The sequence below is a fragment of the Pseudomonas shiyinii genome (assembly GCF_056725765.1).
On record NZ_CM161522.1, the window covers coordinates 3,520,321 to 3,544,694 of the forward strand.

The window sequence follows — 24,374 nt, forward strand, 5'->3', positions numbered from 1 at the left end:
CACGCATCAGAGCAGGCCCTCCAGCCAACCGTCGAGACGTTCGAAGGCATCATTGAAGGTGCGGTCCAGCTGCAGTGGGGTGATCGACACATAGCCCTGCATCACCGCATGGAAGTCGGTACCCGGCCCACCGTCCTCGGCATCGCCGGCCACGGCAATCCAGTAGCCTTCCTTGCCTCGTGGGTTGACCACTTTGGTCGGCGCGGCCGCGCGCGCCCGGTGGCCGAGGCGGGTCAGCTGGATGCCACGGATATGCTCGAGCGGCAGATTGGGAATGTTGACGTTGAGCACTGTGCGCGGTGGCAGCTCCAGGCGCGACTGAGCCTCGACCAGACGCCGCGCGATGTAGGCGGCGGTGGGCAGGTTATCCGGCTGGCGCGACAGCAACGAGAAAGCAAGCGACGTACCGCCCAGGAAGCGCCCCTCCAATGCCGCGGCGACGGTACCTGAGTACAGCACGTCGTCGCCCAGGTTGGCGCCCAGGTTGATGCCGGACACGACCATGTCGGGCGTCTCCGGCAACAGGCCGTTGAGCCCCAGGTGCACGCAGTCGGTCGGCGTGCCGTTGAGGCTGATGAAGCCATTGGCCAGTGTCTGCGGGTGCAGTGGCCGGTCCAGCGTCAGCGAACTGCTGGCGCCGCTCTTGTCTTGATCCGGGGCAATCACTACGCACTCGGCGTGATCCACCAGCGCAGCATGCAGCGCGGCGAGGCCGGGTGCGGTAACACCGTCGTCATTCGAAATCAGAATACGCATGGGCTGTCCGTCTGCCCTGCCGGCACCAGATCGACGAGCTCGCGCACAACCACGGTGGCGAAGCATCCGGCCGGAAGGACGAATTCCAGTTGCAGGATATCAGGCTCGGGATAATGCCACGTCAGCTCGCCAATAGGGAGCCGCAAGATACGCCGTTCGTGACTCATGCCCGCTTGCGCCAGCCACTGGCACAGCGCCATGTGCTGTTCGCCGATGCTTGATTCCAGCGTGGATACTGGGCCGCAGGCCGGCGTAGGCCCTTCGCCCCACAAAGGGCCGGTAGGATGCAAGTCGAGAATCGACAATCGAGGATCAGAGCATTCCTCCTCTCCCGCAGGAAAAAAGCTACGACTGTCCGTGAATGCCAACAGGTCACCCACCTGCGCCTGGTTCCAGGTGCCTTCGGCGACCCGTGCGGCCAGCACCTGGTTGAACAGGTAGCTGCGCCCGGCCGACAACAGCCGCGAACGGACATTGCGCTGCTCGGGCAATGCCTTGCGAGCTGCCCAGTCCTGGGCATCGTGCACGTTGCCGCCGGCATGACCGAAGCGCTGGCTGCCGAAGTAGTTCGGCACGCCCTGCGCCTTCAACAACGCCAGGCGCGCATCCAGGGCGTCGTGGTCGGCCTGCAAGGCGGTCAGGCGCAGGGTAAAGCCATTGGCCGAATGGGCCCCACGCTGCAGTTTGCGTTGGTGGCGAACCTGCTTGAGCACCCGCAGGCTGGCGTCTTCGGCCCGCGACAGGTCGGGGTCGGCCTTGCCCGGCAGATGCAGGCTGAACCATTGGCGGGTCAAGGCCTGGCGGTCCTTGAGGCCCGCATAGCTGATGGTGCGCACCGGCACGCCTGCGGCACGGGCCAGGCGCCGGGCGGCCTCCTCGGTGTTCAGGTCGCGCTTCTCGACCCACAGCCAGAGGTGTTCGCCCTGGCCGGACAATGGGATGTCCAGCACCTCATCGACCTGGAAGTCCTCGGCAACGGCTTTGAGCACCGCCTGGCCGAGCGGTTCGCCCGATGCCCTAGGGCCCAGCAGTTCCAGCTCGGTCATGCTGGCAGCAACAGGGCCACCGCATGCACGGCGATGCCCTCCTCACGGCCGGTGAAGCCTAGTTTCTCGGTGGTGGTGGCCTTGACGTTGACCTGGTCGAGGGCGACCTGCAAGTCTTCGGCGACCCGCTGACGCATGGTCTCGATGTGCGGCGCCATCTTCGGTGCCTGGGCCACGATGGTGGCGTCGACGTTGCCGACCTTCCAGCCCTTGGCCTGGACGATGCCAACCACGTGGCGCAACAGCACGCGGCTGTCGGCGCCCTTGAACTGGGGGTCGGTATCGGGGAAATGCTTGCCGATGTCGCCCAGCGCCGCGGCGCCGAGCAAGGCATCGCTCAGGGCGTGCAACAGCACGTCACCATCGGAATGGGCCAACAGGCCGTATTTGTGGGGGATACGCACCCCACCCAGGGTAATGAAATCACCGTCGCAGAAACGGTGCACATCGTAGCCGTGGCCAATACGCATAGGAAAAAGCCCTGATTGAGTCAGGGCGGGATTCTACCTGCTTTTGAGACATTGGGGCTGCTTCGCAGCCCATCGCCGGCAAGCCAGCTCCCACCGCCCCTGCGCTGTTTCAGAGACACCGCCATACCTGTGGGCGCTGGCTTGCCAGCGATGAATCAAACACCGCAGCTACGCCTTACACCCGCCCCAAGGCCACCGCATGATGACGCAGATGTTCATCGATGAAGCTGGCGATGAAGTAGTAGCTGTGGTCATAGCCCGGCTGCAGACGCAGGGTCAGCTCATGGCTGCCCTTGCGTGCGGCCTGCTCCAAGGCTTCGGGTTTGAGCTGCTTTTCCAGGAAGTCATCCCGGTCGCCCTGGTCCACCAGCAGCGGAGGGCACTGCCCGGCAGGCGTCTCGGCCAGCAGCACGCTGGCATCCCACTCACGCCAACGCGTACGGTCGTCACCCAGGTACCGGGAAAACGCCTTCTCGCCCCACGGGCAATCCATCGGGTTGCTGATCGGTGAGAATGCCGATACCGAGCGGTACCGGCCCGGGTTGCGCAAGGCGCACACCAGCGCACCATGGCCACCCATGGAATGGCCGCTGATGCTGCGCTGATCGGAGGCCGGGAAATGGGCTTCCACCAGGGCCGGCAGTTCGTGCACCACATAGTCATGCATGCGGTAGTGCTGGGCCCAGGGCTGTTGGGTGGCATTGAGGTAGAACCCGGCACCCAGGCCGAAGTCCCAGGCACCCTCCGGGTCACCCGGCACCTGCTCGCCGCGTGGGCTGGTGTCGGGGGCGACGATGATCAGCCCAAGCTCGGCGGCCAGGCGCTGGGCGCCGGCCTTCTGCATGAAGTTCTCGTCGGTGCAGGTCAGGCCGCTGAGCCAGTACAGCACCGGTAGCTTCTCGCCCTGCTCGGCCTGCGGTGGCAGGTAGACGGCGAACACCATGTCGCAGCCCAGCACCTTGGAAGGGTGCCGGTAGCGCTTGTGCCAGCCGCCGAAGCTCTTCTGGCAGGAAATGTTTTCCAGGCTCATGACAGACCTCAGAAGTGGATCACGCTGCGGATGCTCTTGCCTTCATGCATCAGGTCGAAGGCTTTGTTGATGTCTTCCAGGCCCATGGTGTGGGTGATGAAGGTATCCAGCGGGATCTCGCCTTTCTCGGACATTTCCACGTAGCTTGGCAGCTCGCTGCGGCCGCGCACGCCACCGAAGGCCGAGCCGCGCCATACGCGACCGGTGACCAGCTGGAACGGACGCGTGGCGATTTCCTGGCCGGCACCGGCCACGCCGATGATCACCGACTCGCCCCAGCCCTTGTGGCAGCACTCCAGCGCGGCGCGCATCAGTTGTACGTTGCCGATGCACTCGAAGGAGAAGTCCACGCCGCCATCGGTGAGGTCGACGATCACTTCCTGGATCGGGCGATCATAGTCTTTCGGGTTGATGCAGTCGGTGGCGCCCAGCTGGCGAGCGATCTCGAACTTGGCCGGGTTGATGTCGATGGCGATGATGCGCGAGGCCTTGGCCTTGACCGCGCCGATCACGGCAGACAGGCCGATGCCGCCCAGGCCGAAGATGGCCACGGTATCGCCCGGCTTGACCTTGGCGGTGTTGAGCACCGCACCGATACCGGTGGTGACGCCGCAACCGAGCAGGCACACCTTCTCCAGCGGCGCTTCCTTCTGGATCTTGGCCACGGAGATTTCAGGCAGCACGGTGTACTCGGAGAAGGTCGAGGTGCCCATGTAGTGGAACAGCTGCTGGCCTTTGTACGAGAAGCGGGTGGTGCCGTCAGGCATCAGGCCCTTGCCCTGGGTGGCACGGATGGCCTGGCACAGGTTGGTCTTGCCCGAGAGACAGAACTTGCACTTGCCGCACTCAGGGGTGTACAGCGGGATCACGTGGTCACCCACGGCCACCGAGGTCACGCCCTCGCCTACCGCTTCGACGATAGCGCCGCCTTCATGGCCGAGGATCGACGGGAAGATGCCTTCCGGGTCGGCCCCGGACAAAGTGTAGGCGTCGGTGTGGCAGACACCGCTGGCGACCACGCGCAGCAGTACCTCACCGGCCTTGGGCATGGCCACGTCGACTTCGACGATTTCCAGGGGTTTCTTGGCCTCGAAGGCAACGGCAGCGCGGGACTTGATCATCAAAAGGCTCCAGATAAGGATCGATACTGCCCGGCAGTGTAATTCACAAGCTTTTGATGAATAATCCGGCAAAAGTAAAAACATTATTGCTGTATAGGGATAATCAATGAGCAGCCGCTGGGAAGGTATCGACGAGTTCGTCGCCGTGGCCGAAACCGGGCAATTCACCGCCGCAGCCGAACGCCTGGGTGTTTCCTCCTCCCATATCAGCCGACAGATCGCCCGCCTCGAAGAGCGCCTGCAGACGCCACTGCTGTACCGCAGCACCCGCCGGGTGACCCTCAGCGAAGCCGGGCAGACCTTCCTGCAGCATTGCCAACGCCTGCAGGACGGCCGCGAGGAAGCGCTGCGCGCCATGGGCGACCTGGCCAGCGAGCCCAAGGGGCTGCTGCGCATGACCTGCGCAGTGGCTTATGGCGAGCGCTTCATCGTGCCCCTGGTGACCCGCTTCATGACGCAATACCCACAGTTGCGGGTCGAGGTGGAGCTGAGCAACCGCACCCTGGACCTGGTCCATGAAGGCATGGACCTGGCGATACGCCTCGGGCGCCTGCAGGACTCTCGCCTGGTCGCCACGCGGCTGGCCCCGCGGCGCATGTTCCTGTGCGCATCGCCTGCGTACCTGGAACGTTACGGCCGGCCCCACAGCCTTTCGGAGCTGGCCCGACACAACTGCCTGGTCGGCAGCTCGGACGTGTGGATGTTGCAACAGGACGGCCGGGAACTGAGCCAGCGGGTCCAGGGCAACTGGCGGTGCAACAGCGGGCAGGCGGTGCTGGATGCGGCATTGTTGGGGATGGGGTTGTGCCAGTTGCCGGACTATTACGTGCTCGAGCATTTGCACAGCGGCGCGCTGGTGTCACTGCTGGAAGCACATCAGCCACCGAACACGGCCGTGTGGGCGTTGTATCCGCAGCAGCGGCACCTGTCGCCTAAGGTGAGGCGGTTGGTGGATTACCTGAAGGAAGGGTTGGCGGGGTTGCCGGAGTACCGGGTGGCCTGATGGTTCGCTGGGGCCGCTGCGCGACCCTTTCGCGGCACAAGGCCGCTCCTACTGGTGAACGCGAAGCCCTGTAGGAGCGGCCTTGTGCCGCGAAAGGACCGCGCAGCGGTCCCAACACCTTCAGCGTCTAGCCGCCCACCGCTGGCGCAACCACTCCAGGTCTTCCGGGCGGGTGACCTTGATATTGTCACTGCGCCCTTCGACCAGCCGCGGCGCCTGCCCGGCCCATTCGATGGCAGACGCTTCGTCGGTGACCAGCACATCCGACACCAGGCATTCCGCCAGGGCCCGGTGCAAGGCGCCAAGACGGAACATTTGCGGCGTATAGGCCTGCCAGATGGTACTGCGGTCCACCGTGGCGCTGACCCGCCCGTGGGCATCGGCGCGCTTGAGGGTATCGCGCGCCGGCACCGCAAGCAGGCCGCCGACAGGGTCATCGGCCAACTCCGACAGCAACCGGTCCAGATCACTGCGCGCCAGGTTCGGCCGCGCCGCGTCATGCACCAGCACCCAATCGTCGTCGGCCGCGCCCTGGGCGTGCAGCAGCAACAAGGCATTGAGCACCGAGTCGGCACGTTCACGGCCACCGGCCGCCCGCTGGATACGGGGGTCGCTGGCACAACGCAGGCCAGGCCAGTACGGGTCGTCGGGGGCAATACTGACCACCACGCCCTTGAGCGTGGGGTGGTCGAGGAAACAGTCGAGGCTATGCTCGAGGAGGGTCTGCCCGCCCAACTGCAGGTACTGCTTGGGGCGATCGGCAGCCATGCGGGCGCCAACACCCGCAGCAGGAATCACGGCCCAGAAGGCCGGTAGCATCTGTGTCATTTTTGCGGCAACTGGTAGAGGGTTTCGCCCTCCTTGACCATCCCCAGTTCATGACGAGCCCGCTCTTCCACGGTCTCCATACCTTTTTTCAACTCCAGGACTTCGGCATCCAGCACACGGTTACGCTCGAGCAGCCGCTCGTTTTCCGCATGCTGTTCGGCGATCTGCTGCTTGAGCTCGGCCACTTGCGCCAGGCTGCCATTGCCCACCCAGAGGCGGTACTGCAGGCCACCCAGCAGCAGGAGCAGGACGAGAAACAACCAATAGGGACTGCGCATCAAGGTATCCAGAGGTAAAAGGCCGCCGCCGCGGGCTTCCGATAGCACGAAGCCTGGCCGAGGCCAGGCTTCGTCGACAGAAACCCGTAAGAAGCGTCTGGTGTTCAATACGAACGTTCAGACAGCCTCGGCTGCTGCCTTTTTACCATCTCTTGCTCAGCCGCGAAACTCGGCACGACCGCGGTACACCGCCTTGGCGCCCAGTTGCTCTTCGATACGCAGCAGCTGGTTGTACTTGGAGACGCGGTCGGAACGGCACAGCGAACCGGTCTTGATCTGGCCGGCAGCGGTACCCACGGCCAGGTCGGCGATGGTGGAATCTTCGGTTTCGCCGGAGCGATGCGAAATCACCGCAGTGTAGCCAGCGGCCTTGGCCATCTGGATGGCTTCCAGGGTTTCGGTCAGCGACCCGATCTGGTTGAACTTGATCAGGATCGAGTTACCGATGCCCTTCTCGATGCCTTCCTTGAGGATCTTGGTGTTGGTCACGAACAGGTCGTCACCGACCAGCTGGACCTTGGCGCCGATCTTGTCGGTGAGGATCTTCCAGCCAGCCCAGTCGGACTCGTCCAGGCCGTCTTCGATCGAAATGATCGGGAAGCGCTCGGTCAGGCCCTTGAGGTAGTCGGCAAAGCCTTCGGCGTCGAACGACTTGCCTTCGCCGGACAGGTTGTACTTGCCGTCTTCATAGAATTCGGAAGCCGCGCAGTCCAAGGCCAGGGTCACGTCGGTGCCCAGCTTGTAGCCGGCCTTCTCGACGGCCTCGGCGATGGCGCCCAGGGCATCTTCGTTGGAGGTCAGGTTCGGGGCGAAGCCACCTTCGTCACCCACGGCGGTGTTCAGGCCACGCGCCTTGAGCACAGCCTTGAGGTGGTGGAAGATCTCGGTGCCCATGCGCAGGGCGTCGGAGAAGGTCTTGGCGCCGACCGGCTGGACCATGAACTCCTGGATGTCGACGTTGTTGTCGGCGTGTTCGCCACCGTTGATGATGTTCATCATCGGCACCGGCATGGAGTACTGGCCAGGGGTGCCGTTGAGGTTGGCGATGTGTGCGTACAGCGGCAGGTCCTGATCCTGGGCGGCAGCCTTGGCAGCAGCCAGGGAGACGGCCAGGATGGCGTTGGCGCCCAGCTTGGCCTTGTTCTCGGTACCGTCCAGTTCGATCATGGCGCGGTCCAGGGCTTTCTGGTCAGCCGGGTCCTTGCCCAGCAGCAGGTCGCGGATCGGGCCGTTGATATTGGCGACGGCCTTCAGCACGCCCTTGCCCAGGTAACGGCTCTTGTCGCCATCACGCAGCTCCAGCGCTTCGCGCGAGCCAGTGGAAGCACCCGACGGCGCACAGGCGCTGCCGATGATGCCGTTGTCGAGCAGTACATCGGCTTCCACGGTGGGGTTGCCACGCGAATCGAGAACTTCACGACCTTTGATGTCGACGATCTTTGCCATTGTTGTAAGCACTCCAGAATTGACGAAAACAACGCAGCTTTGGGAATTCTTGCCGTTCACCAGGCGACATGGCACGGGCAGGCCTGGCGAAGGGAGCCCCTGACCGAAAGGTCAGGGGTGGAACGGGCGGTACTTTACCCGAGAAATGAGCTTTACGCGGTTTCTACCGTCGGAAAACTTTTCACCAGGTCGTCCAGTTGCTTGAGCTGGGCCAGGAACGGCTCCAGTTTGTCCAGACGCAGGGCGCATGGGCCATCGCACTTGGCGTTGTCCGGGTCCGGGTGGGCTTCCAGGAACAGCCCCGCCAGACCCTGGCTCATGCCGGCCTTGGCCAGGTCGGTGACCTGGGCGCGGCGACCGCCAGCAGAATCGGAGCGACCGCCCGGCATCTGCAGGGCATGGGTCACGTCGAAGAACACCGGGTACTCGAACTGCTTCATGATGCCGAAGCCGAGCATATCCACCACGAGGTTGTTGTAGCCGAAGCTCGAACCCCGTTCGCAAAGGATCAACTGGTCGTTGCCGGCTTCCTCGCACTTGGCCAGGATGTGCTTCATTTCCTGGGGCGCGAGGAATTGGGCCTTTTTGATATTGATCACTGCGCCGGTCTTGGCCATCGCCACCACCAGGTCGGTCTGGCGCGACAGGAAGGCCGGCAGCTGGATGATGTCGCACACCTTGGCCACGGGCTCGGCCTGGTAGGGCTCGTGCACGTCGGTGATCACCGGCACCTTGAAGGTCTGCTTGATCTCCTCGAAGATCTTCAGGCCTTCTTCCATGCCGGGGCCACGGTAGGAGTTGATCGACGAACGGTTGGCCTTGTCGAAGCTGGCCTTGAACACATACGGGATACCGAGCTTCTCGGTAACCCGCACGTACTCTTCGCAGACCTTCAGGGCCAGGTCACGGGACTCCAGGACGTTCATGCCGCCGAACAGGACGAACGGCTTGTCGTTGGCGATCTCGATGTTACCGACGCGAATGATCTTCTGGGTCATGGGTCAGGCCTTGTTCTTCTGCGCCAGGGCCGCCTTGACGAAGCCACTGAACAGCGGGTGGCCGTCACGCGGGGTCGAGGTGAACTCTGGGTGGAACTGGCACGCCACGAACCATGGGTGGTCCTTGGACTCGACGACTTCGACCAGGGCACCGTCGCCGGAGCGGCCGGACACCACCAGGCCAGCCTCGACCAACTGCGGCAGCAGGGTGTTGTTGACTTCGTAGCGGTGACGGTGACGCTCGACGATCACGTCCTTGCCGTAGCAGTCGTGGACCTTCGAGTTGCCCATCAGTTGGCACTCCTGCGCGCCCAGGCGCATGGTACCGCCCAGGTCCGAGGCTTCGGTGCGGGTTTCGACGGCACCGGTGGCATCGGCCCACTCGGTGATCAGGCCCACGACCGGGTGGCCGCTGTTGCGGTCGAACTCGGTGGAGTTGGCGTCTTTCCAGCCCATCACGTTACGGGCGAACTCGATCACCGCAACCTGCATGCCCAGGCAGATACCCAGGTACGGGACCTTGTTCTCACGGGCATATTGCACCGCGGTGATCTTGCCTTCCACACCGCGCAGGCCGAAACCGCCCGGAACCAGGATGGCATCGGCGCCCTCGAGCAGGCTGGTGCCCTGGTTCTCGATGTCTTCGGAGTCGATGTAGCGCAGGTTGACCTTGGTGCGGTTCTGGATGCCGGCGTGGCTCATCGCCTCGATCAGCGATTTGTACGCGTCCAGCAGCTCCATGTACTTGCCGACCATGGCGATGGTGACTTCATGCTCAGGGTTGAGCTTGGCGTCCACCACCTGGTCCCACTCGGACAGGTCGGCGCTGTTGCACTGCAGGCCGAAGCGCTCGACGACGAAATCGTCCAGGCCCTGGGCATGCAACACGCCTGGGATCTTGTAGATGGTATCGACGTCTTCCAGGGAGATCACCGCACGCTCTTCGACGTTGGTGAACAGCGCGATCTTGCGGCGCGACGACGCGTCGACCGGGTGGTCGGAACGGCAGATCAGCACGTCAGGCTGCAGGCCGATGGAGCGCAGCTCCTTGACCGAGTGCTGGGTCGGCTTGGTCTTGGTCTCGCCTGCGGTGGCAATGTACGGCACCAGGGTCAGGTGCATCAGCATGGCGCGCTTGGAACCCACTTCGACGCGCAGCTGGCGGATCGCCTCGAGGAACGGCTGCGACTCGATGTCGCCGACGGTGCCGCCGATTTCCACCAGAGCTACGTCGGCATCGCCGGCACCCTTGATGATGCGACGCTTGATCTCGTCGGTGATGTGCGGGATGACCTGGATGGTCGCGCCCAGGTAGTCACCACGGCGCTCCTTGCGCAGCACATGCTCGTAGATACGGCCGGTGGTGAAGTTGTTGTTCTGGGTCATGGTCGTGCGGATGAACCGCTCGTAGTGGCCCAGGTCAAGGTCGGTTTCGGCGCCATCGTGGGTGACGAACACCTCACCGTGCTGGAACGGGCTCATGGTGCCGGGGTCGACGTTGATGTACGGGTCCAGCTTGAGCATGGTGACCTTGAGCCCCCGCGCCTCCAGGATGGCCGCCAAGGAAGCCGAGGCAATGCCTTTCCCCAATGAAGAAACAACACCGCCCGTGACGAATATGTAGCGCGTCATGAAAAACCCTAGAAGTCTGCGTTAAAGCGGCCAGCGCCGCCGGAGAAAGCGAAGGAAGGCCGAAGCCCCCGATCACCTGCGTCTATCACAGTGCATCTCGAAAAACTGCCGCGTCTGTACAAACCAGGGGTATCCCCGGCATGGCGCTCGCTCGTCATTTTAAGAATCAGCCCAGCAAAAAACTGCTTGGTAATCGGCAACTCCTGTGTTTTCGATGAACCCACAGAAGCTGTATCAAGAAGGGAGGGTAGTCTACCCGAATGTACCCTTCAGCTCAAACCTTGCACGCTCGTCGGTGGCTGCCAGCGAAACTGCAGGCCGCCCTGCCCAGCCGGCGGCAGGTTGGCCACCGCCAGCACCTGTTCGCCCTGCAACAGTAACGGCAGGCGTGGCCGCACGAAATGCGGGACCTGCCACTCATTGAGCAGGCGCTTGAGGTCGCGTCGGCCGCGCCCGGGCAGGTCGAGCACCTCGCCCCCTTGGCGGTAGCCGACCTGCAACCCCATGGGCCAGCAGTCGGCCTGCAGGCATACCTGCCCGTTGCCGGGCAATTCCAGCGGCATGCCTGGATCCACCCAGGCATGCCTGCCGGCGACCGGCTCCAGCCATTGCCCGCTCAGCCACCAGATGCGCCCATGGCTTCGCTGCAGCACCCCGTCGCCGAGGCGCCAGAGCGGCTGGGCATCGACGGCGGCGTCGCGTAGATCTTCCCACCCGGCCCAGTGGCGGCTGTCCGGCAGCCGCGTACGGGTGCTCAGCCAATATTGCAGGGCATTGCGCTGGCGCGCGTGGGACAACGCCTTGAGGCGTTCCAGGTCCAGAGAATCCAGGCCCAACCACGGCAGTGGCGCGCCGCCTGTGGCTGGCGCCAGGTCATTGCTGGCCAGCTCGTCCAGCAGGCCCAGGGCCTCACCCAAGTGCTCGGCACTGCGCGCCAGGTTGCTCGCCGCCTGGGGCCAGCGCTGACCCAGCAAGGGGAACACCTCGCGACGCAGGTAGTTGCGGGCGAAGGCGGTGTCGGCATTGGAGGGATCCTCGACCCAGGCAAGCCCGGCCGCCCTGGCATGGGCCAGCAATTGCCCGCGCGCCACGGCCAGCAATGGCCTGGCCAGGGTGCCCTGACCCAGCGTTCGCGCCGTCGGCATCGCTGCCAGCCCACGCAGGCCGGCACCGCGCAACAGGCGAAAGAGCAGGGTTTCGGCCTGGTCCTCACGGTGCTGGCCGGTGAAAAGCACCTCGCCCGGCCCGAGCAACCGGCTGAACGCAGCATAGCGAGCCTCCCGGGCGGCCTGCTCGAGGCTCGCCCCCGGAGCGACCTGCACAGGGATCACCTGCAGCGCGATGCCCAGGCCATCACAGACTGACCGGCAATGCGCTGGCCAGCCGTCGGCGGCGGCTTGCAGGCCATGATGGACATGCACGGCGCGCAGGGGCGGTGCGTCATGGGTACGGGCATAGTCAGCCAGCAGGTGCAAGAGGACGGTGGAATCGAGGCCGCCAGAGAAGGCGACGTACCAGGCGGGGGCGTCGAGCCAGGGGGTGAGGTTGATCATTGGGGCCTCACGTGGCTTGAGATTGCAGGGGGGCTTTGCACCCCTTTCGCGGCACAAGGCCGCTCCTACGGGGAAATCGCGCTCTCCTGTAGGAGCGGCCTTGTGCCACGAAAGGGCCGCATAGCGGCCCCAAGGCCTATCAAACGCCGTAGCTCATCAGGCGCTCGTAACGGCGCGCCAGCAGGGCATCGGTGTCGAACTTGCCCAGCATGTCCAGCTGCTCGACCAGGTCGGCGCGGATGCTTTCGGACATCTTGGCCGGGTCGCGGTGGGCGCCGCCCAGCGGTTCATTGATGACCTTGTCGACGATGTTCAGGCTCTTCAGGCGCTCAGCGGTGATGCCCATGGCTTCGGCGGCATCGGCTGCCTTGTCGGCGGTCTTCCACAGGATCGAGGCGCAGCCTTCGGGCGAGATCACCGAGTAGGTGGAATACTGCAGCATGTTCAGCTGGTCGCATACGCCGATGGCCAAAGCACCGCCGGAACCACCCTCGCCGATGACGGTGGCGATGATCGGCGTCTTCAGCCGTGCCATCACGCGCAGGTTCCAGGCAATGGCCTCGCTCTGGTTGCGCTCTTCGGCGTCGATGCCCGGGTAGGCGCCCGGGGTGTCGATGAAGGTGAGGATCGGCATCTTGAAGCGTTCGGCCATTTCCATCAGGCGGCAGGCCTTGCGGTAGCCTTCCGGACGCGGCATGCCGAAGTTGCGGCGGACCTTCTCGCGTACTTCACGGCCCTTCTGGTGGCCGATGACCATGACCGGCTTGCCGTCCAGGCGCGCGGTACCACCGACGATGGCGGCATCGTCGGCGAAGTGACGGTCGCCGTGCAGCTCTTCGAACTCAGTGAAGATGTGGTCGATGTAGTCCAGGGTATAGGGACGACGCGGATGACGGGCCAGACGCGCGATCTGCCAGCTGGTCAGGTTGCCGAAGATGCTTTCGGTCAGGGTATTGCTCTTGTCTTGAAGACGGGCAATTTCGTCGCTGATGTTCAGCGAATTGTCGTTGCCCACCAGGCGCAGCCCTTCGATCTTGGCTTGCAGGTCGGCAATCGGCTGTTCGAAGTCGAGGAAATTCGGGTTCATAGGCATCCGTCTTGGGTCTACGGCCAGGCGGCCGGCCGGTTGATCCGTTTGGCGCCCTACCTTAAGGGATCAGGCGCATTCAGGTCGAGATTAAAATTCGTCGGTTCAGCGATATTGCAGGAAGACGTTCTCACGTCCGAACTGGTCACGCAGTGCTTGAATCAGGCCATCGGCGGGGTCGATCGACCATTCGTCGCCGAACTGCAACATGGCCCGGGCATCACTGCCGGTGTACTCCAGGGTGATCGGGCAGCCGCCACGATGCTTGGTGATCAGCTCGCCGAGCCAGGCCAGGCGGTCGCCCTTGAGCGCCTCGTGGGCGACTTTCAAGCGCAGGCTTTCGGCCAGCTTGGTCCGCGCATCCTCCATGGTCATCACGGTCTTGACCCGCAGGCGCAGGCCACCGGAGAAGTCGTCGTTGCTCACCTCCCCTTCCACCACCACCATTGCGTCGGTCTGCAGCAGGGCCTGGGCCGCCATGAAGGCATCGGCGAACAGCGAGGCCTCGATCCGCCCGGAACGGTCATCGAGGGTGACGAAGCCCATCTTGTCGCCCTTCTTGTTCTTCATCACCCGCAGGGCAATGATCATCCCGGCCACGGTCTGGGTATCGCGGGAAGGCTTGAGGTCGACGATGCGCTGGCGGGCGAAGCGACGGATCTCGGCCTCGTACTCGTCGATCGGGTGGCCGGTCAGGTACAGGCCCAGGGTGTCCTTCTCGCCCCGCAGGCGCTCCTTGAGGGTCAACTCGCGCACCTTGCGGTGGTTGGCATAGACATCGGAGTCCTCCTCGACGAACAGCCCGCCGAACAGGTCGACGTGGCCGCTGTCGGCGGTCCGTGCCGTCTGCTCGGCGGCCTTGATCGCCTCTTCCAGGGCCGAGAGCAGCACCGCGCGGTTGCGGTCGATGTTGGCCTGGTAGGCCTTGATCTCGTCATGGAAATAAGGGCCAAGGCGGTCCAGGGCGCCACTGCGGATCAGGGCGTCGAGGGTGCGCTTGTTGATGCGTTTCAAGTCCACGCGCTCGCAGAAATCGAACAGGTCCTTGAACGGCCCACCCTCGGCGCGCGCCTCGACGATGGCCTCCACCGGCCCTTCGCCGACCCCCTTGATCGCGCCCAGGCCATAGACGATGCGGCCGTCATTGTTGACGGTGAACTTGAAGTCGGAGAAGTTCACGTCCGGCGCATCGAGGCGCAGCTTCATGCTGCGCACTTCCTCGACCAGCACGACCACCTTGTCGGTGTTGTGCATATCGGCCGAGAGCACCGCAGCCATGAACGGCGCAGGATGATGGGTCTTGAGCCAGGCGGTCTGGTAGGACACCAGGCCGTAGGCGGCCGAGTGGGACTTGTTGAAGCCGTAGCCTGCGAACTTTTCCACCAGGTCGAAGATGTTACCGGCCAGGTCCGCGTCGATGCCGTTGTTCGCGCAGCCTTCGATGAAACCGCCACGCTGCTTGGCCATCTCCTCGGGCTTCTTCTTGCCCATGGCTCGGCGCAGCATGTCAGCGCCGCCGAGGGTGTAACCTGCCATGACCTGGGCGATCTGCATCACCTGTTCCTGGTACAGGATGATGCCGTAGGTCGGTGCCAGCACCGGCTTCAGGCCGTCGTACTGGTAGTCCGGGTGTGGATAGGCCAGCTCCGCGCGGCCGTGCTTGCGGTTGATGAAGTCATCGACCATGCCCGATTGCAACGGGCCCGGGCGGAACAACGCGACCAATGCGATCAGGTCTTCCAGGCAGTCGGGCTTGAGCTTCTTGATCAGCTCCTTCATGCCGCGCGATTCGAGCTGGAACACCGCCGTGGTCTCGGCTTTCTGCAACAGCTCGTAGGTCTTGCGGTCGTCCAGCGGGATGAAGTCGATATTGACCTCGGGCAGGTTCTTCTTTTTCTGCTCGCGGTTGATGATCTCCATCGCCCACTTGATGATGGTCAGCGTACGCAGGCCGAGGAAGTCGAACTTCACCAGGCCAGCGGCCTCGACGTCGTCCTTGTCGAACTGGGTCACCAGGCCGCCGCCCTCTTCGTCACAGGCGATCGGCGAGAAGTCGGTGAGCTTGGTCGGGGCGATCACCACGCCGCCGGCGTGCTTGCCGGTGCCGCGGGTGACGCCTTCGAGCTTGAGGGCCATGTCCCAGATCTCGCGGGCATCCTCGTCGCCCTTGAGGAAGTCGCGCAGGATTTCTTCCTGCTCGTAGGCTTTCTCCAGGGTCATGCCCACTTCGAACGGGATCATCTTCGACAGGCGGTCGGCCAGGCCGTAGGACTTGCCCTGCACCCGCGCCACGTCACGCACCACCGCCTTGGCCGCCATGGTGCCGAAGGTGATGATCTGGCTCACCGCGTTGCGCCCGTAGGCCTCGGCCACGTAGTCGATCACCCGGTCGCGGCCATCCATGCAGAAGTCGACGTCGAAGTCGGGCATGGAAATACGTTCAGGGTTGAGGAAGCGCTCGAACAGCAGGTCGTAGGCCAGCGGGTCGAGGTCGGTGATCTTGAGCACGTAGGCCACCAGCGAACCGGCACCCGACCCTCGGCCCGGACCTACCGGCACGCCGTTGTTCTTGGCCCATTTGATGAAGTCCATCACGATCAGGAAGTAACCGGGGAAGCCCATCTGGATGATGATGTCCAGTTCGAACTTCAGTCGGTCCAGGTAGACCTGGCGCTTCTCTTCGTAGTTGGGCGTGGTCTCCTTCGGCCAGAGCACCGCCAGACGCTCCTCCAGGCCTTCATGGGAGACATGACGCAGGTAATCGTCGATGCCCATGCCGTTGGGCGTCGGGAAGTCGGGCAGGAAGTACTTGCCCAACTGCACGGTGATGTTGCAGCGCTTGGCGATTTCCACGGTATTGGCGATGGCGTCCGGCAGGTCGCTGAACAGCTCGGCCATTTCCTCGGCGCTCTTGAGGTACTGCTGGTCGCTGTACATGCGCGGGCGGCGAGGGTCATCGAGGGTCCAGCCTTCACCAATGCACACGCGCGTCTCGTGGGCATCGAAGTCGGACTGCTTGATGAAGCGCACGTCGTTGGTCGCCACCAGCGGTGCACCGACCTTGTCGGCCAGGGCCACGGCAGCGTGCAGGTATTCTTCGTCACCGGCACGATTGGTGCGCTGCACCTCGACATAGAAACGATCGGGGAACATCTGCATCCAATCGCGCAACAGGGCCTCAGCCTCTGCGGCCTTGCCAGCCAGCAAGGCCATGCCGATGTCCCCTTCCCTGGCCGCCGACAGGCCGATCAGGCCCTCGCTGGCTGGGGCGATCCACTCGCGCTGAATGATCACCAACCCATTGCGCTGGCCGTCGGTCCAGCCACGGGAGATCAGTTCGGTGAGGTTGCGGTAGCCCTTGGGGTTCATCGCCAGGAAGCAGATGCGCGACAGCGGTGCCTCGGGGTCACTGCCTGCCAACCACAGGTCGGCGCCACAGATCGGCTTGATACCGGCCCCCATGGCGGTCTTGTAGAACTTCACCAGCGAGCACATGTTGCTCTGGTCGGTGATCGCCACCGCCGGCATGTTCATCCCCGCCAGTGCCTTGGCCAGCGGCTTGATCCGCACCAGGCCGTCGACCAGCGAGAATTCGGAGTGCACGCGAAGGTGAACGAAGGAGACCGACATGGATGATCCTATAGCAGTGCCTGAAACAAGGGCGGGATTGTAGCGTAAAAGCCATGAAAGTTTCGGGGCCGCTTTGCGGCCCTTCGCGGGTAAGCCCACACAGGGATTTCACAAATCTTGAGAGCGACGCAATCTCGGTGGGAGCTGGCGACAGCCTGCGATGGGCTGCAAAGCAGCCCCAAGCCCTCAAACGGTCGAGCCATCCAGACTCAAGGGGCCGCTCTGCGGCCCATCGCAGGCTCCGCCAGCTCCCACGAAGCAAGCGGAGCCCAGGCCGTAATTAAACCAACCGAAGGCAATTTGAGCTTGCCCAGCACCATAGAGTCTCCCACAGACGACCGCGTGGGAGCGGGTTTACCCGCGAAGGGCCACAAAGCGGCCTGGACGGGTTCAGATCAAGGAATCCGAGACACCCTCTCGGGCTTCATACGCCGCTCGTACCGGCGCAAAGGACCGCCGATGGATAGGCGTCGGCCCCAACCGCGCCAAAGCCTCCAGGTGCACCGGCGTCGGGTAGCCCTTGTGCCCGCCGATGCCATAGCCCGGGTAGATCAGCTCGAATGCGCTCATCTCCCGGTCACGGGTGACCTTGGCCAGGATGGAGGCCGCCGCGATCGCTGGCACCTGGGCGTCACCCTGAACCACCGGCGCAGCCGGCACCGCGAGCTTCGGGCAACGGTTGCCGTCGATCAGCGCAAGCTTGGGCGTGATGCTCAAGCCTTCCACCGCGCGCTGCATAGCCAGCATGGTGGCCTGCAGGATGTTCAGGCTATCGATCTCCTCTACCGTGGAGCGTGCGATGAAAAAGCTCAAGGCTTTCTCGCAGATCTCGTCGAACAGCGCCTCGCGCTTGGCCTCGGTGAGTTTCTTCGAGTCGTTCAGACCCAGGATCGGACGCTGCGGGTCAAGGATCACCGCCGCCGTCACGACGTCGCCACACAGCGGCCCACGGCCCACCTCGTCGACACCGGCGACCAGTTCCTCGACCAGATTGAAGTCCAGCCCCATCTGCATGCTATCGCGCTCCTAGCAAGGCCAGCACCGCGTCGGCTGCCTGGTTGGAGGCGTCACGGCGCAGCGTGCGGTGAATCCGGTCGAAGCTGTCGGTCTGCTGCGTACCGTCGGTGACCAGCGGAGCGAGGGTCTGAGCCAACGCGTCGCTGGTAGCGGCGTCCTGCAGCAGCTCGGGTACCAACAGACGCTGGGCCAGCAGGTTGGGCAACGATACGTACGGGCTCTTGACCATGCGCTTGAGGATCCAGTACGTCAATGGCGCCAGGCGGTAGGCGACGACCATGGGCCGCTTGTACAGCAGCGCTTCCAGGGTGGCTGTGCCCGAGGCGATGAGCACCGCATCGCACGCGGCCAGGGCCTCGTGGGAGCGGCCGTCGAGCAAAGTCAACGGCAGGTCACGGCCCTGCAGCATCTGCTCGAGCTGGGCACGCCGGGACGGGTTGGCACACGGCGAGACGAAACGCACCCCAGGCACCCGCTCACGCAGGCGCTCGGCGGCATCGAGGAATAGCGCGCCCAGGCGCTCGACCTCGCCCCCACGGCTACCCGGCATCAGCGCGACCAGCGGCCCCTCGCCCAGTCCAAGGGCGGTACGCGCCGCCTGGCGATCGGCTTCGAGCGGGATGGTATCGGCCAGCGGATGGCCGACGAAACGTACCGGCACGCCCTTCTCTTCGTAGAATTTCGCCTCGAAGGGAAGCAGCGTCAGCATCAGGTCGCAGCCTTCGCGGATCTTCAACACACGCTTCTGCCGCCACGCCCAGACCGACGGGCTGACATAGTGCACGGTCTTGATCCCGGCCTGGCGCAGCTTCAGTTCGATGGTGAGGTTGAAGTCGGGCGCATCGATGCCGATGAACACATCCGGCTTTTCGGCGATGAGCGTCTGGATCAGTTCCTTGCGACGCTTGAGCAGCTCGCGCAACCGCCCCAGCACTTCCACCAGGCCCATGACCGCGAGGCGCTCCATGGGGAAGTAGGACACCAGGCCTTCGGCCTCCATCAAGGGGCCACCGACGCCGATGAAACGCACATCGGGGTGGCGCGCCTTGAGGGCACGCATCAGGCCGGAACCGAGGATATCGCCGCTGGCCTCGCCGGCGACCAACGCCACGCACAGCTGGGCCATATCAGCGAGTGATGCCGCGAGCGGAGCTTTGGATCGACTGACGGAACAGCTCGACCTCGGGGAACTGCGTTGCCAGCTCGCCCAGCTCGTTGAGCGCGTCTTCCACGGTCAGGCCATGGCGATAGACGATTTTGTAGGCACGACGCAGGGCGTGGATGACCTCGTCGCTGAAGCCCCGGCGGCGCATGCCCTCGAAGTTCATGCTACGGGCTTCTGCCGGGCTGCCGAACACCGTGACGAAGGCCGGCACGTCCTTGCCGATCGCCGTGCCCATGCCGGAGAAGGCGTGGGCGCCGATATGGCAGTACTGGTGCACCAGGGTGTAGCCAGACAGGATCGCCCAGTCGCCCACATGCACATGACCGGCCAGCGCGGTGTTGTTGACCAGGATGCAATGGTTACCGATAACGCTGTCGTGCCCGATATGGGCATAGGCCATGATCAGGTTATGGTCGCCGAGGGTGGTTTCCGCGCGGTCCTGGACGGTGCCACGGTGAATGGTGACACCTTCGCGGATCACATTGTGGTCACCGATCACCAGGCGCGTGGGTTCACCCTTGTACTTGAGGTCAGGGGTGTCTTCACCGATGGAGGAAAACTGGTAGATACGGTTGTGCTTGCCGATCCGGGTCGGCCCCTTGAGCACCACGTGAGGGCCGATGACGGTGCCCTCGCCGATTTCCACGCCAGGCCCTACGATCGACCAGGGGCCTACCTCGACGCCGTCGGCCAGCTTGGCCGACGGGTCGATGATCGCCCGAGGGTCAATCGAACTCATAGGGAGCGTTCCGCGCAGGTGATCTCGGCCGAGCAGACCGGCTTGCCGTCGACCAGGGCGCGGCATTCGAACTTCCAGATCATGCTCTTGCGGCTGAGGAACTTGGCTTCCAGAACCAGCTGGTCCCCCGGCAGCACAGGCTGGCGGAAGCGCAGCTTGTCGGAGCCGACGAAGTAGTAGAGGGTGCCGTCGGCAGGCTTGGCATCGAGCATCTTGAAACCGAGAATCCCGGCCGCCTGGGCCATGGCCTCGATGATCAGCACGCCCGGCATGATTGGATGCGCCGGGAAATGGCCGTTGAAGAACGGCTCGTTGATGCTGACATTCTTGTAGGCACGAATGCTCTGGGCCTCGAAGTCCAGGTCCGTTACGCGGTCCACCAGCAGGAACGGGTAACGGTGAGGCAGGTATTCGCGAATCTCGTTGATGTCCATCATTTCGGGGGGAAGCCTGTAATAAGAATAGGGAGCGCAGGTGCTGACCACACGCTCCTTTTGCAATCCAAAGAGGAGCCAGCTAGCGACTGTTCACTCTTGCTCAGGGAATGGTATCAGCCTTCTGATGCCAGCTGGCCACCTGAGGTCACGGTATCGACACGTTTTTCCAGCTGCTGGAGACGCTTGGACATCTCGTCCAGCTGGCGGATACGCGCGGCGCTCTTGCGCCATTCGGCCAGCGGCTGCATGGCCGTGCCGGATGAATAGCCACCCGGTTCCGTGATGGAACGGGTCACCATGGTCATGCCGGAAACGAATACGTTGTCGCAGACATCGATATGACCCACCATGCCCACACCGCCCGCGATCATGCAGTGCTTGCCGATACGCGTGCTGCCGGAAATCCCGACGCATGCGGCCATGGCCGTGTGGTCGCCGACCTGCACGTTATGGGCGATCTGGATCTGGTTGTCGAGCTTGACGCCGTTGCCGATGCGCGTGTCCGACAGTGCGCCGCGGTCCACGGCGGTGTTCACGCCGATCTCCACGTCGTCGCCGATGGTCACGCCACCGATCTGGGCGATCTTGTTCCAGACCCCCTTCTCGTTGGCAAAGCCGAAACCTTCGCCGCCGATCACCGCACCGGACTGGATGACCACGCGCTTGCCGATGGTCACGTCGTGGTACAGCGTCACCCGCGGTGCCAGCCAGCCGCCTTCACCGATCACGCAACGGGCACCGACGAAGCAGTGGGCACCGATGGTGACATTGGCCGCTACCTGCGCACCGCTCTCGATCACCGCGAACGGGCCGATGCTGGCGCTGGGGTCCACCTGGGCGTCCTCGGCCACCACGGCGCTGGGATGAATTCCCGCCACAGCCTTGGGTTTGGGGTCGAACAGATGGGAAATCCGGGCGTAGGCCAGGTACGGGTCGGGCACGATCAACGCGTTGCCGGCGAAGCCTTCGGCATCCTCGGCCTTGAGCAACACCGCACCGGCCTTGGACGCGTCCAGGTACTTGCGGTACTGCTTGTTGGCCAGGAAGCTCAATTGCCCGGCGCTGGCTTCCTGCAGGGTTGCCAGGCCGGTGATCTGCAGCGCCTCGGGGCCCTTGAGGGTCGCCCCGAGGGCCTCGGCCAACTGGCCGAGAGTCATGGTCACGGTCATATCAACGGGCTTGGTTCATACGCTCGATGACTTGACGGGTGATGTCGTATTGCGGCTTGACGTCGATTACCGCGCCGCGCTCGAGCACCAGGTCATAGCCACCCTTCTTGATCACTTCCTCGACAGCACCGTCGAGCTTGGGCTTGAGCTGCTTGAGCATGTCACGGTCAGCGACGGCCTTGGCTTCGTTCAGCTCCTTGGATTGGAACTGGAAGTCACGGGCCTTCTGCTTGAATTCGAGCTCCAGGCGCTCGCGCTCCTGTTGCTGCATCTTGTCGCCGCCCTTGATCAGGCGGTCCTGGATGCCCTTGGCGCTGCTTTCCAGGTTCTTCAGCTTGGTCAGCTGCGGGCCGAACTTCTTCTCGGCATCGACAGCGTACTTCTTGGCCGCGTCGGACTCGAGCAGTGCCATCTGATAGTTCAGCACGGCAATCTTCATTTCGGCGAAAGCCGGGGTGGCGACCAGCGCCGCGGCCATCACGGCCAGTTGAGTCAACTTACGCACGATGCACTCCTGGATAAACCGTTGTCGTTGAGCGAGGGCCGACCTTAGAAGGTCTGGCCCAGAGAGAATTGGAACACCTGGGTATCGGCGTCGTCCGGCTTCTTCACCGGCATCGCCAGGCTGAAGCTCAACGGGCCCAGCGCGGTGATCCAGGTGACGCCCAGGCCGACGGAGCTGGCCATGCCCGAGAAGCCGACCTTCTCGCAGTCAGGCTGGTTGCCGCAGTTGGTGTCGAACACGTTACCCACGTCCCAGAACACGGACGTACGCAGGGAACGCTGGTCCTTGACGAACGGCAGCGGGAACAGCAGTTCTACACCACCCTGCACGAGGACGTTGCCACCGAACGGCAGTGGATCCTGGTCCGGGTCGCGCTCGGTACCTGGCTTGGTGCCGTCGCTCGGGGTGCTGCGTGGGCCCAGGCTGCTGTCCTTGAAGCCACGGACAGAGTTGAAGCCACCGGCGAAGTAGTTCTCGTAGAACGGCAAGCCATCGGTAGAGCCGAAACCATCACCATAGCCCAACTCGGTGTGCAGGCGCAGGGTGTAGTCGTTGTTGATCGGCTTGAACAGCTGGCCACGGTAGTCGAGCTTGAAGAACGACAGGTCGCTGCCCGGGGTGGTGACTTCGGCGGTCAGACTCTGGGAATGACCACGGGTCGCCAGCACGCCCTTGTTCAGGGTGGACTCGGACCAACCGGCCGACGCCTTGAAGTTCAGGAAGCTGTCGTCGCCCTCACGGTCCAGGAAGTCGAAGATCTCGTCGACGGTGTAGCGGCCGGTCTTGATCTTGTCCTGCTGCACGTTGAAGCCGAAGGTCAGGCGCGAGGTCTCGCTGATCGGGTAGCCGACACTGACACCGGCCCCCAGGCTGTCCACCGCATAGCTCGCCACGTCGACATCGAGGTCGTCGTAGTCGGTGCTGCGGTAGAAGGCGTTGTAGCCCAGGCTGACGCCATCGGCGGTCCAGTAGGGGTCGACGAAACCGAAGTTGTAGCGGGTCTGGTATTCCGAACGGGTCAGGCCGACGGACACCTTGTTACCGGTACCCAGGAAGTTGCTCTGGCTGATCGAGCCACCAAGGATCAGGCCCGCGCTCTGGGCGAAACCGACACTTGCGGTGATGGAGCCGGAGGCCTGCTCTTCGACGCTGTAGTTGACGTCGACCTGGTCGTCGGTGCCTGGCACCGGCGGGGTCTCGACGTTGACTTCCTTGAAGAAGCCCAGGCGCTCGAGGCGAGTCTTGGACTGGTCGATCAGGTAGGTCGAAGCCCAGCCGCCTTCCATCTGGCGCATTTCGCGGCGCAGCACTTCGTCTTCGGTCTTGGTGTTGCCGCGGTAGTTGATGCGGTTGACGTAGGCACGCTTGCCCGGGTCGACGACGAACATGATGTCGACGGTGTGGTCTTCATCGTTCGGCTGCGGCACGCCGTTGACGTTGGCGAAGGTGTAGCCTTCGTTGCCCAGGCGACGGGTGATCAGGTCGGAGGTGGTGGTCATCACCTTGCGCGAGAACACCTGGCCCGGCTGCACCAGCAGCAGCGACTTGACCTGGTCTTCAGGCACTTTCAGGTCGCCGGAGAGCTTCACGTCACGGACGGTGTACTTCTCGCCTTCGTTGATGTTGACGGTGATGTAGACGTGCTTCTTGTCAGGGGTGATGGAAACCTGGGTCGAAGCGATGTCCATGTTGATGTAGCCGCGGTCCAGGTAGTAGGAGCGCAGGCGCTCCAGGTCACCGGAGAGCTTCTCGCGGGCGTACTTGTCGTCGTTCTTGAAGAAGGACAGCCAGTTGGTGGTCTTGAGCTCGAAGAGCTGGGCCAGCTCCTCGTCGTCGAAGACATTGTTGCCGACGATGTTGATGTGCTGGATCGCGGCGACGGTGCCTTCGTTGATCTTGATCTTCAGGCCGACGCGGTTGCGCGGCTGCGGCACCACCTCGGCGTCGACCTCGGCCGAGTAGCGGCCCTGGGCCACGTACTGGCGCTGCAGTTCGTTACGCACGCCTTCGAGGGTGGCACGCTGGAAGATCTCGCCTTCGGCCAGGCCCGATTGCTTCAGGCCCTTCATCAGGTCTTCGGTGCTGATCGCCTTGTTGCCTTCGATCTCGATGCTCGACACCGACGGGCGCTCGACCACGTTGATGATCAGGACATTGCCGTCGCGGCTCAGCTGGATGTCCTGGAAGAAGCCGGTCTTGAACAGCGAGCGGGTAGACTCCACCAGGCGCCGATCGTCGGCCTGGTCGCCCACGTTCAGGGGCAGGGCACCGAACACGCTGCCAGCGGAAACCCGCTGCAGGCCATTGACACGAATATCGGAGATGGTGAAGGACTCGGCGTGAACTTCAGCGATCATCAGTGCGGAGAGGACCGCAGTTAGCAGCAGACGTTTCATGAAGTCCTTTTATTCCAACTGGCAATAAACAACCTGCCGCGATAAGGCGGCAGGTTCGTTCGCAATTG

General features: G+C 63.6%; 21 protein-coding genes. 1 reads left to right on the top strand and 20 read right to left on the bottom strand.

The window, feature by feature from the left end; genetic code table 11:
• Nucleotides 1-6: 6 nt before the first annotated feature.
• The 5 genes from surE to ACXHGZ_RS15865 form a co-directional block, all read right to left on the bottom strand.
• On the bottom strand, nucleotides 7-756 hold the full coding sequence (gene surE, locus ACXHGZ_RS15845) for a 5'/3'-nucleotidase SurE (protein ID WP_084854406.1): 750 nt from the start codon (nucleotides 754-756) through the stop codon (nucleotides 7-9).
• Complete coding sequence (gene truD / locus ACXHGZ_RS15850; protein ID WP_480460543.1) at nucleotides 744-1,802, bottom strand: tRNA pseudouridine(13) synthase TruD; 1,059 nt, start codon at nucleotides 1,800-1,802, stop codon at nucleotides 744-746. The genes surE and truD overlap by 13 nt, the downstream gene beginning before the upstream one ends.
• Nucleotides 1,799-2,272, bottom strand: coding sequence for a 2-C-methyl-D-erythritol 2,4-cyclodiphosphate synthase (gene ispF / locus ACXHGZ_RS15855; protein WP_084854401.1), 474 nt, complete (start codon nucleotides 2,270-2,272; stop codon nucleotides 1,799-1,801). The genes truD and ispF overlap by 4 nt, the downstream gene beginning before the upstream one ends.
• Nucleotides 2,273-2,447: 175 nt before the next feature.
• A complete protein-coding gene (fghA, locus tag ACXHGZ_RS15860; RefSeq protein WP_480460544.1) occupies nucleotides 2,448-3,302 on the bottom strand; it encodes an S-formylglutathione hydrolase in 855 nt (284 codons plus the stop codon).
• 8 nt (nucleotides 3,303-3,310) lie between these two features.
• A complete protein-coding gene (locus tag ACXHGZ_RS15865; RefSeq protein ID WP_016712915.1) occupies nucleotides 3,311-4,423 on the bottom strand; it encodes an S-(hydroxymethyl)glutathione dehydrogenase/class III alcohol dehydrogenase in 1,113 nt (370 codons plus the stop codon).
• 106 nt (nucleotides 4,424-4,529) lie between these two features.
• Here ACXHGZ_RS15865 and ACXHGZ_RS15870 point away from each other — a divergent pair, with 106 nt between their 5' ends.
• Nucleotides 4,530-5,426 carry a LysR substrate-binding domain-containing protein gene (locus ACXHGZ_RS15870; protein WP_480460545.1) on the top strand — a complete coding sequence of 299 codons (897 nt, stop codon included), beginning with the start codon at nucleotides 4,530-4,532 and terminating at the stop codon, nucleotides 5,424-5,426.
• Between the two features lie 120 nt (nucleotides 5,427-5,546).
• On the opposite strand, the gene ispD is transcribed toward ACXHGZ_RS15870, so the two are convergent.
• The 15 genes from ispD to bamA all read right to left on the bottom strand — a co-directional run bounded on the left by ispD (nucleotide 5,547) and on the right by bamA (nucleotide 24,306).
• On the bottom strand, nucleotides 5,547-6,254 hold the full coding sequence (gene ispD, locus ACXHGZ_RS15875) for a 2-C-methyl-D-erythritol 4-phosphate cytidylyltransferase (protein WP_480460546.1): 708 nt from the start codon (nucleotides 6,252-6,254) through the stop codon (nucleotides 5,547-5,549).
• Complete coding sequence (gene ftsB / locus ACXHGZ_RS15880; protein ID WP_043208829.1) at nucleotides 6,251-6,532, bottom strand: cell division protein FtsB; 282 nt, start codon at nucleotides 6,530-6,532, stop codon at nucleotides 6,251-6,253. The genes ispD and ftsB overlap by 4 nt, the downstream gene beginning before the upstream one ends.
• Nucleotides 6,533-6,688: 156 nt before the next feature.
• Entirely contained in the window at nucleotides 6,689-7,978 is a 1,290-nt protein-coding gene (gene eno, locus ACXHGZ_RS15885) for a phosphopyruvate hydratase (protein WP_043208831.1), read from the bottom strand.
• Nucleotides 7,979-8,130: 152 nt separating this feature from the next.
• Nucleotides 8,131-8,976, bottom strand: coding sequence for a 3-deoxy-8-phosphooctulonate synthase (gene kdsA / locus ACXHGZ_RS15890; protein ID WP_084854393.1), 846 nt, complete (start codon nucleotides 8,974-8,976; stop codon nucleotides 8,131-8,133).
• Between the two features lie 3 nt (nucleotides 8,977-8,979).
• Complete coding sequence (pyrG, locus tag ACXHGZ_RS15895) at nucleotides 8,980-10,608, bottom strand: CTP synthase (RefSeq protein ID WP_084854391.1); 1,629 nt, start codon at nucleotides 10,606-10,608, stop codon at nucleotides 8,980-8,982.
• Between the two features lie 269 nt (nucleotides 10,609-10,877).
• Nucleotides 10,878-12,161, bottom strand: a complete 1,284-nt coding sequence (tilS, locus tag ACXHGZ_RS15900) for a tRNA lysidine(34) synthetase TilS (RefSeq protein ID WP_480460547.1) — start codon at nucleotides 12,159-12,161, stop codon at nucleotides 10,878-10,880.
• A 139-nt stretch (nucleotides 12,162-12,300) separates the two neighbouring features.
• The gene (locus ACXHGZ_RS15905) at nucleotides 12,301-13,248 is read right to left on the bottom strand and encodes an acetyl-CoA carboxylase carboxyltransferase subunit alpha (RefSeq protein WP_084854387.1); all 948 of its coding nucleotides are present in this window, start codon (nucleotides 13,246-13,248) and stop codon (nucleotides 12,301-12,303) included.
• A gap of 105 nt (nucleotides 13,249-13,353) precedes the next feature.
• Nucleotides 13,354-16,878 carry a DNA polymerase III subunit alpha gene (gene dnaE / locus ACXHGZ_RS15910; RefSeq protein ID WP_480460548.1) on the bottom strand — a complete coding sequence of 1,175 codons (3,525 nt, stop codon included), beginning with the start codon at nucleotides 16,876-16,878 and terminating at the stop codon, nucleotides 13,354-13,356.
• A 390-nt stretch (nucleotides 16,879-17,268) separates the two neighbouring features.
• Complete coding sequence (gene rnhB / locus ACXHGZ_RS15915; RefSeq protein WP_480460549.1) at nucleotides 17,269-17,892, bottom strand: ribonuclease HII; 624 nt, start codon at nucleotides 17,890-17,892, stop codon at nucleotides 17,269-17,271.
• 1 nt (nucleotide 17,893) lies between these two features.
• Complete coding sequence (gene lpxB, locus ACXHGZ_RS15920; RefSeq protein WP_368829912.1) at nucleotides 17,894-19,021, bottom strand: lipid-A-disaccharide synthase; 1,128 nt, start codon at nucleotides 19,019-19,021, stop codon at nucleotides 17,894-17,896.
• 1 nt (nucleotide 19,022) lies between these two features.
• On the bottom strand, nucleotides 19,023-19,799 hold the full coding sequence (gene lpxA, locus ACXHGZ_RS15925; RefSeq protein WP_084854379.1) for an acyl-ACP--UDP-N-acetylglucosamine O-acyltransferase: 777 nt from the start codon (nucleotides 19,797-19,799) through the stop codon (nucleotides 19,023-19,025).
• Nucleotides 19,796-20,236, bottom strand: coding sequence for a 3-hydroxyacyl-ACP dehydratase FabZ (gene fabZ, locus ACXHGZ_RS15930; RefSeq protein WP_003252314.1), 441 nt, complete (start codon nucleotides 20,234-20,236; stop codon nucleotides 19,796-19,798). Before fabZ ends, lpxA begins: the two co-directional genes overlap by 4 nt.
• Before the next feature lie 113 nt (nucleotides 20,237-20,349).
• On the bottom strand, nucleotides 20,350-21,405 hold the full coding sequence (gene lpxD, locus ACXHGZ_RS15935) for a UDP-3-O-(3-hydroxymyristoyl)glucosamine N-acyltransferase (protein WP_480460550.1): 1,056 nt from the start codon (nucleotides 21,403-21,405) through the stop codon (nucleotides 20,350-20,352).
• A gap of 1 nt (nucleotide 21,406) precedes the next feature.
• Nucleotides 21,407-21,910: an OmpH/Skp family outer membrane protein gene (locus tag ACXHGZ_RS15940; protein ID WP_084854375.1), complete on the bottom strand. Its 504-nt coding sequence runs from the start codon at nucleotides 21,908-21,910 to the stop codon at nucleotides 21,407-21,409.
• 44 nt (nucleotides 21,911-21,954) lie between these two features.
• Nucleotides 21,955-24,306: an outer membrane protein assembly factor BamA gene (bamA, locus tag ACXHGZ_RS15945; RefSeq protein WP_480460551.1), complete on the bottom strand. Its 2,352-nt coding sequence runs from the start codon at nucleotides 24,304-24,306 to the stop codon at nucleotides 21,955-21,957.
• Nucleotides 24,307-24,374: the final 68 nt, after the last annotated feature.

Coding starts and splice junctions, on each gene's coding strand:
- ispD (WP_480460546.1), bottom strand. CDS start 6,254: ATGACACAGATGCTACCGGCCTTCTGGGCCGTGATTCCTGCTGCGGGT.
- fabZ (WP_003252314.1), bottom strand. CDS start 20,236: ATGATGGACATCAACGAGATTCGCGAATACCTGCCTCACCGTTACCCG.
- dnaE (WP_480460548.1), bottom strand. CDS start 16,878: ATGTCGGTCTCCTTCGTTCACCTTCGCGTGCACTCCGAATTCTCGCTG.
- ispF (WP_084854401.1), bottom strand. CDS start 2,272: ATGCGTATTGGCCACGGCTACGATGTGCACCGTTTCTGCGACGGTGAT.
- ACXHGZ_RS15865 (WP_016712915.1), bottom strand. CDS start 4,423: ATGATCAAGTCCCGCGCTGCCGTTGCCTTCGAGGCCAAGAAACCCCTG.
- rnhB (WP_480460549.1), bottom strand. CDS start 17,892: ATGCAGATGGGGCTGGACTTCAATCTGGTCGAGGAACTGGTCGCCGGT.
- fghA (WP_480460544.1), bottom strand. CDS start 3,302: ATGAGCCTGGAAAACATTTCCTGCCAGAAGAGCTTCGGCGGCTGGCAC.
- truD (WP_480460543.1), bottom strand. CDS start 1,802: ATGACCGAGCTGGAACTGCTGGGCCCTAGGGCATCGGGCGAACCGCTC.
- eno (WP_043208831.1), bottom strand. CDS start 7,978: ATGGCAAAGATCGTCGACATCAAAGGTCGTGAAGTTCTCGATTCGCGT.
- lpxD (WP_480460550.1), bottom strand. CDS start 21,405: ATGACCGTGACCATGACTCTCGGCCAGTTGGCCGAGGCCCTCGGGGCG.
- ACXHGZ_RS15870 (WP_480460545.1), top strand. CDS start 4,530: ATGAGCAGCCGCTGGGAAGGTATCGACGAGTTCGTCGCCGTGGCCGAA.
- lpxA (WP_084854379.1), bottom strand. CDS start 19,799: ATGAGTTCGATTGACCCTCGGGCGATCATCGACCCGTCGGCCAAGCTG.
- surE (WP_084854406.1), bottom strand. CDS start 756: ATGCGTATTCTGATTTCGAATGACGACGGTGTTACCGCACCCGGCCTC.
- bamA (WP_480460551.1), bottom strand. CDS start 24,306: ATGAAACGTCTGCTGCTAACTGCGGTCCTCTCCGCACTGATGATCGCT.
- ACXHGZ_RS15905 (WP_084854387.1), bottom strand. CDS start 13,248: ATGAACCCGAATTTCCTCGACTTCGAACAGCCGATTGCCGACCTGCAA.
- tilS (WP_480460547.1), bottom strand. CDS start 12,161: ATGATCAACCTCACCCCCTGGCTCGACGCCCCCGCCTGGTACGTCGCC.
- kdsA (WP_084854393.1), bottom strand. CDS start 8,976: ATGACCCAGAAGATCATTCGCGTCGGTAACATCGAGATCGCCAACGAC.
- pyrG (WP_084854391.1), bottom strand. CDS start 10,608: ATGACGCGCTACATATTCGTCACGGGCGGTGTTGTTTCTTCATTGGGG.
- ftsB (WP_043208829.1), bottom strand. CDS start 6,532: ATGCGCAGTCCCTATTGGTTGTTTCTCGTCCTGCTCCTGCTGCTGGGT.
- lpxB (WP_368829912.1), bottom strand. CDS start 19,021: ATGGCCCAGCTGTGCGTGGCGTTGGTCGCCGGCGAGGCCAGCGGCGAT.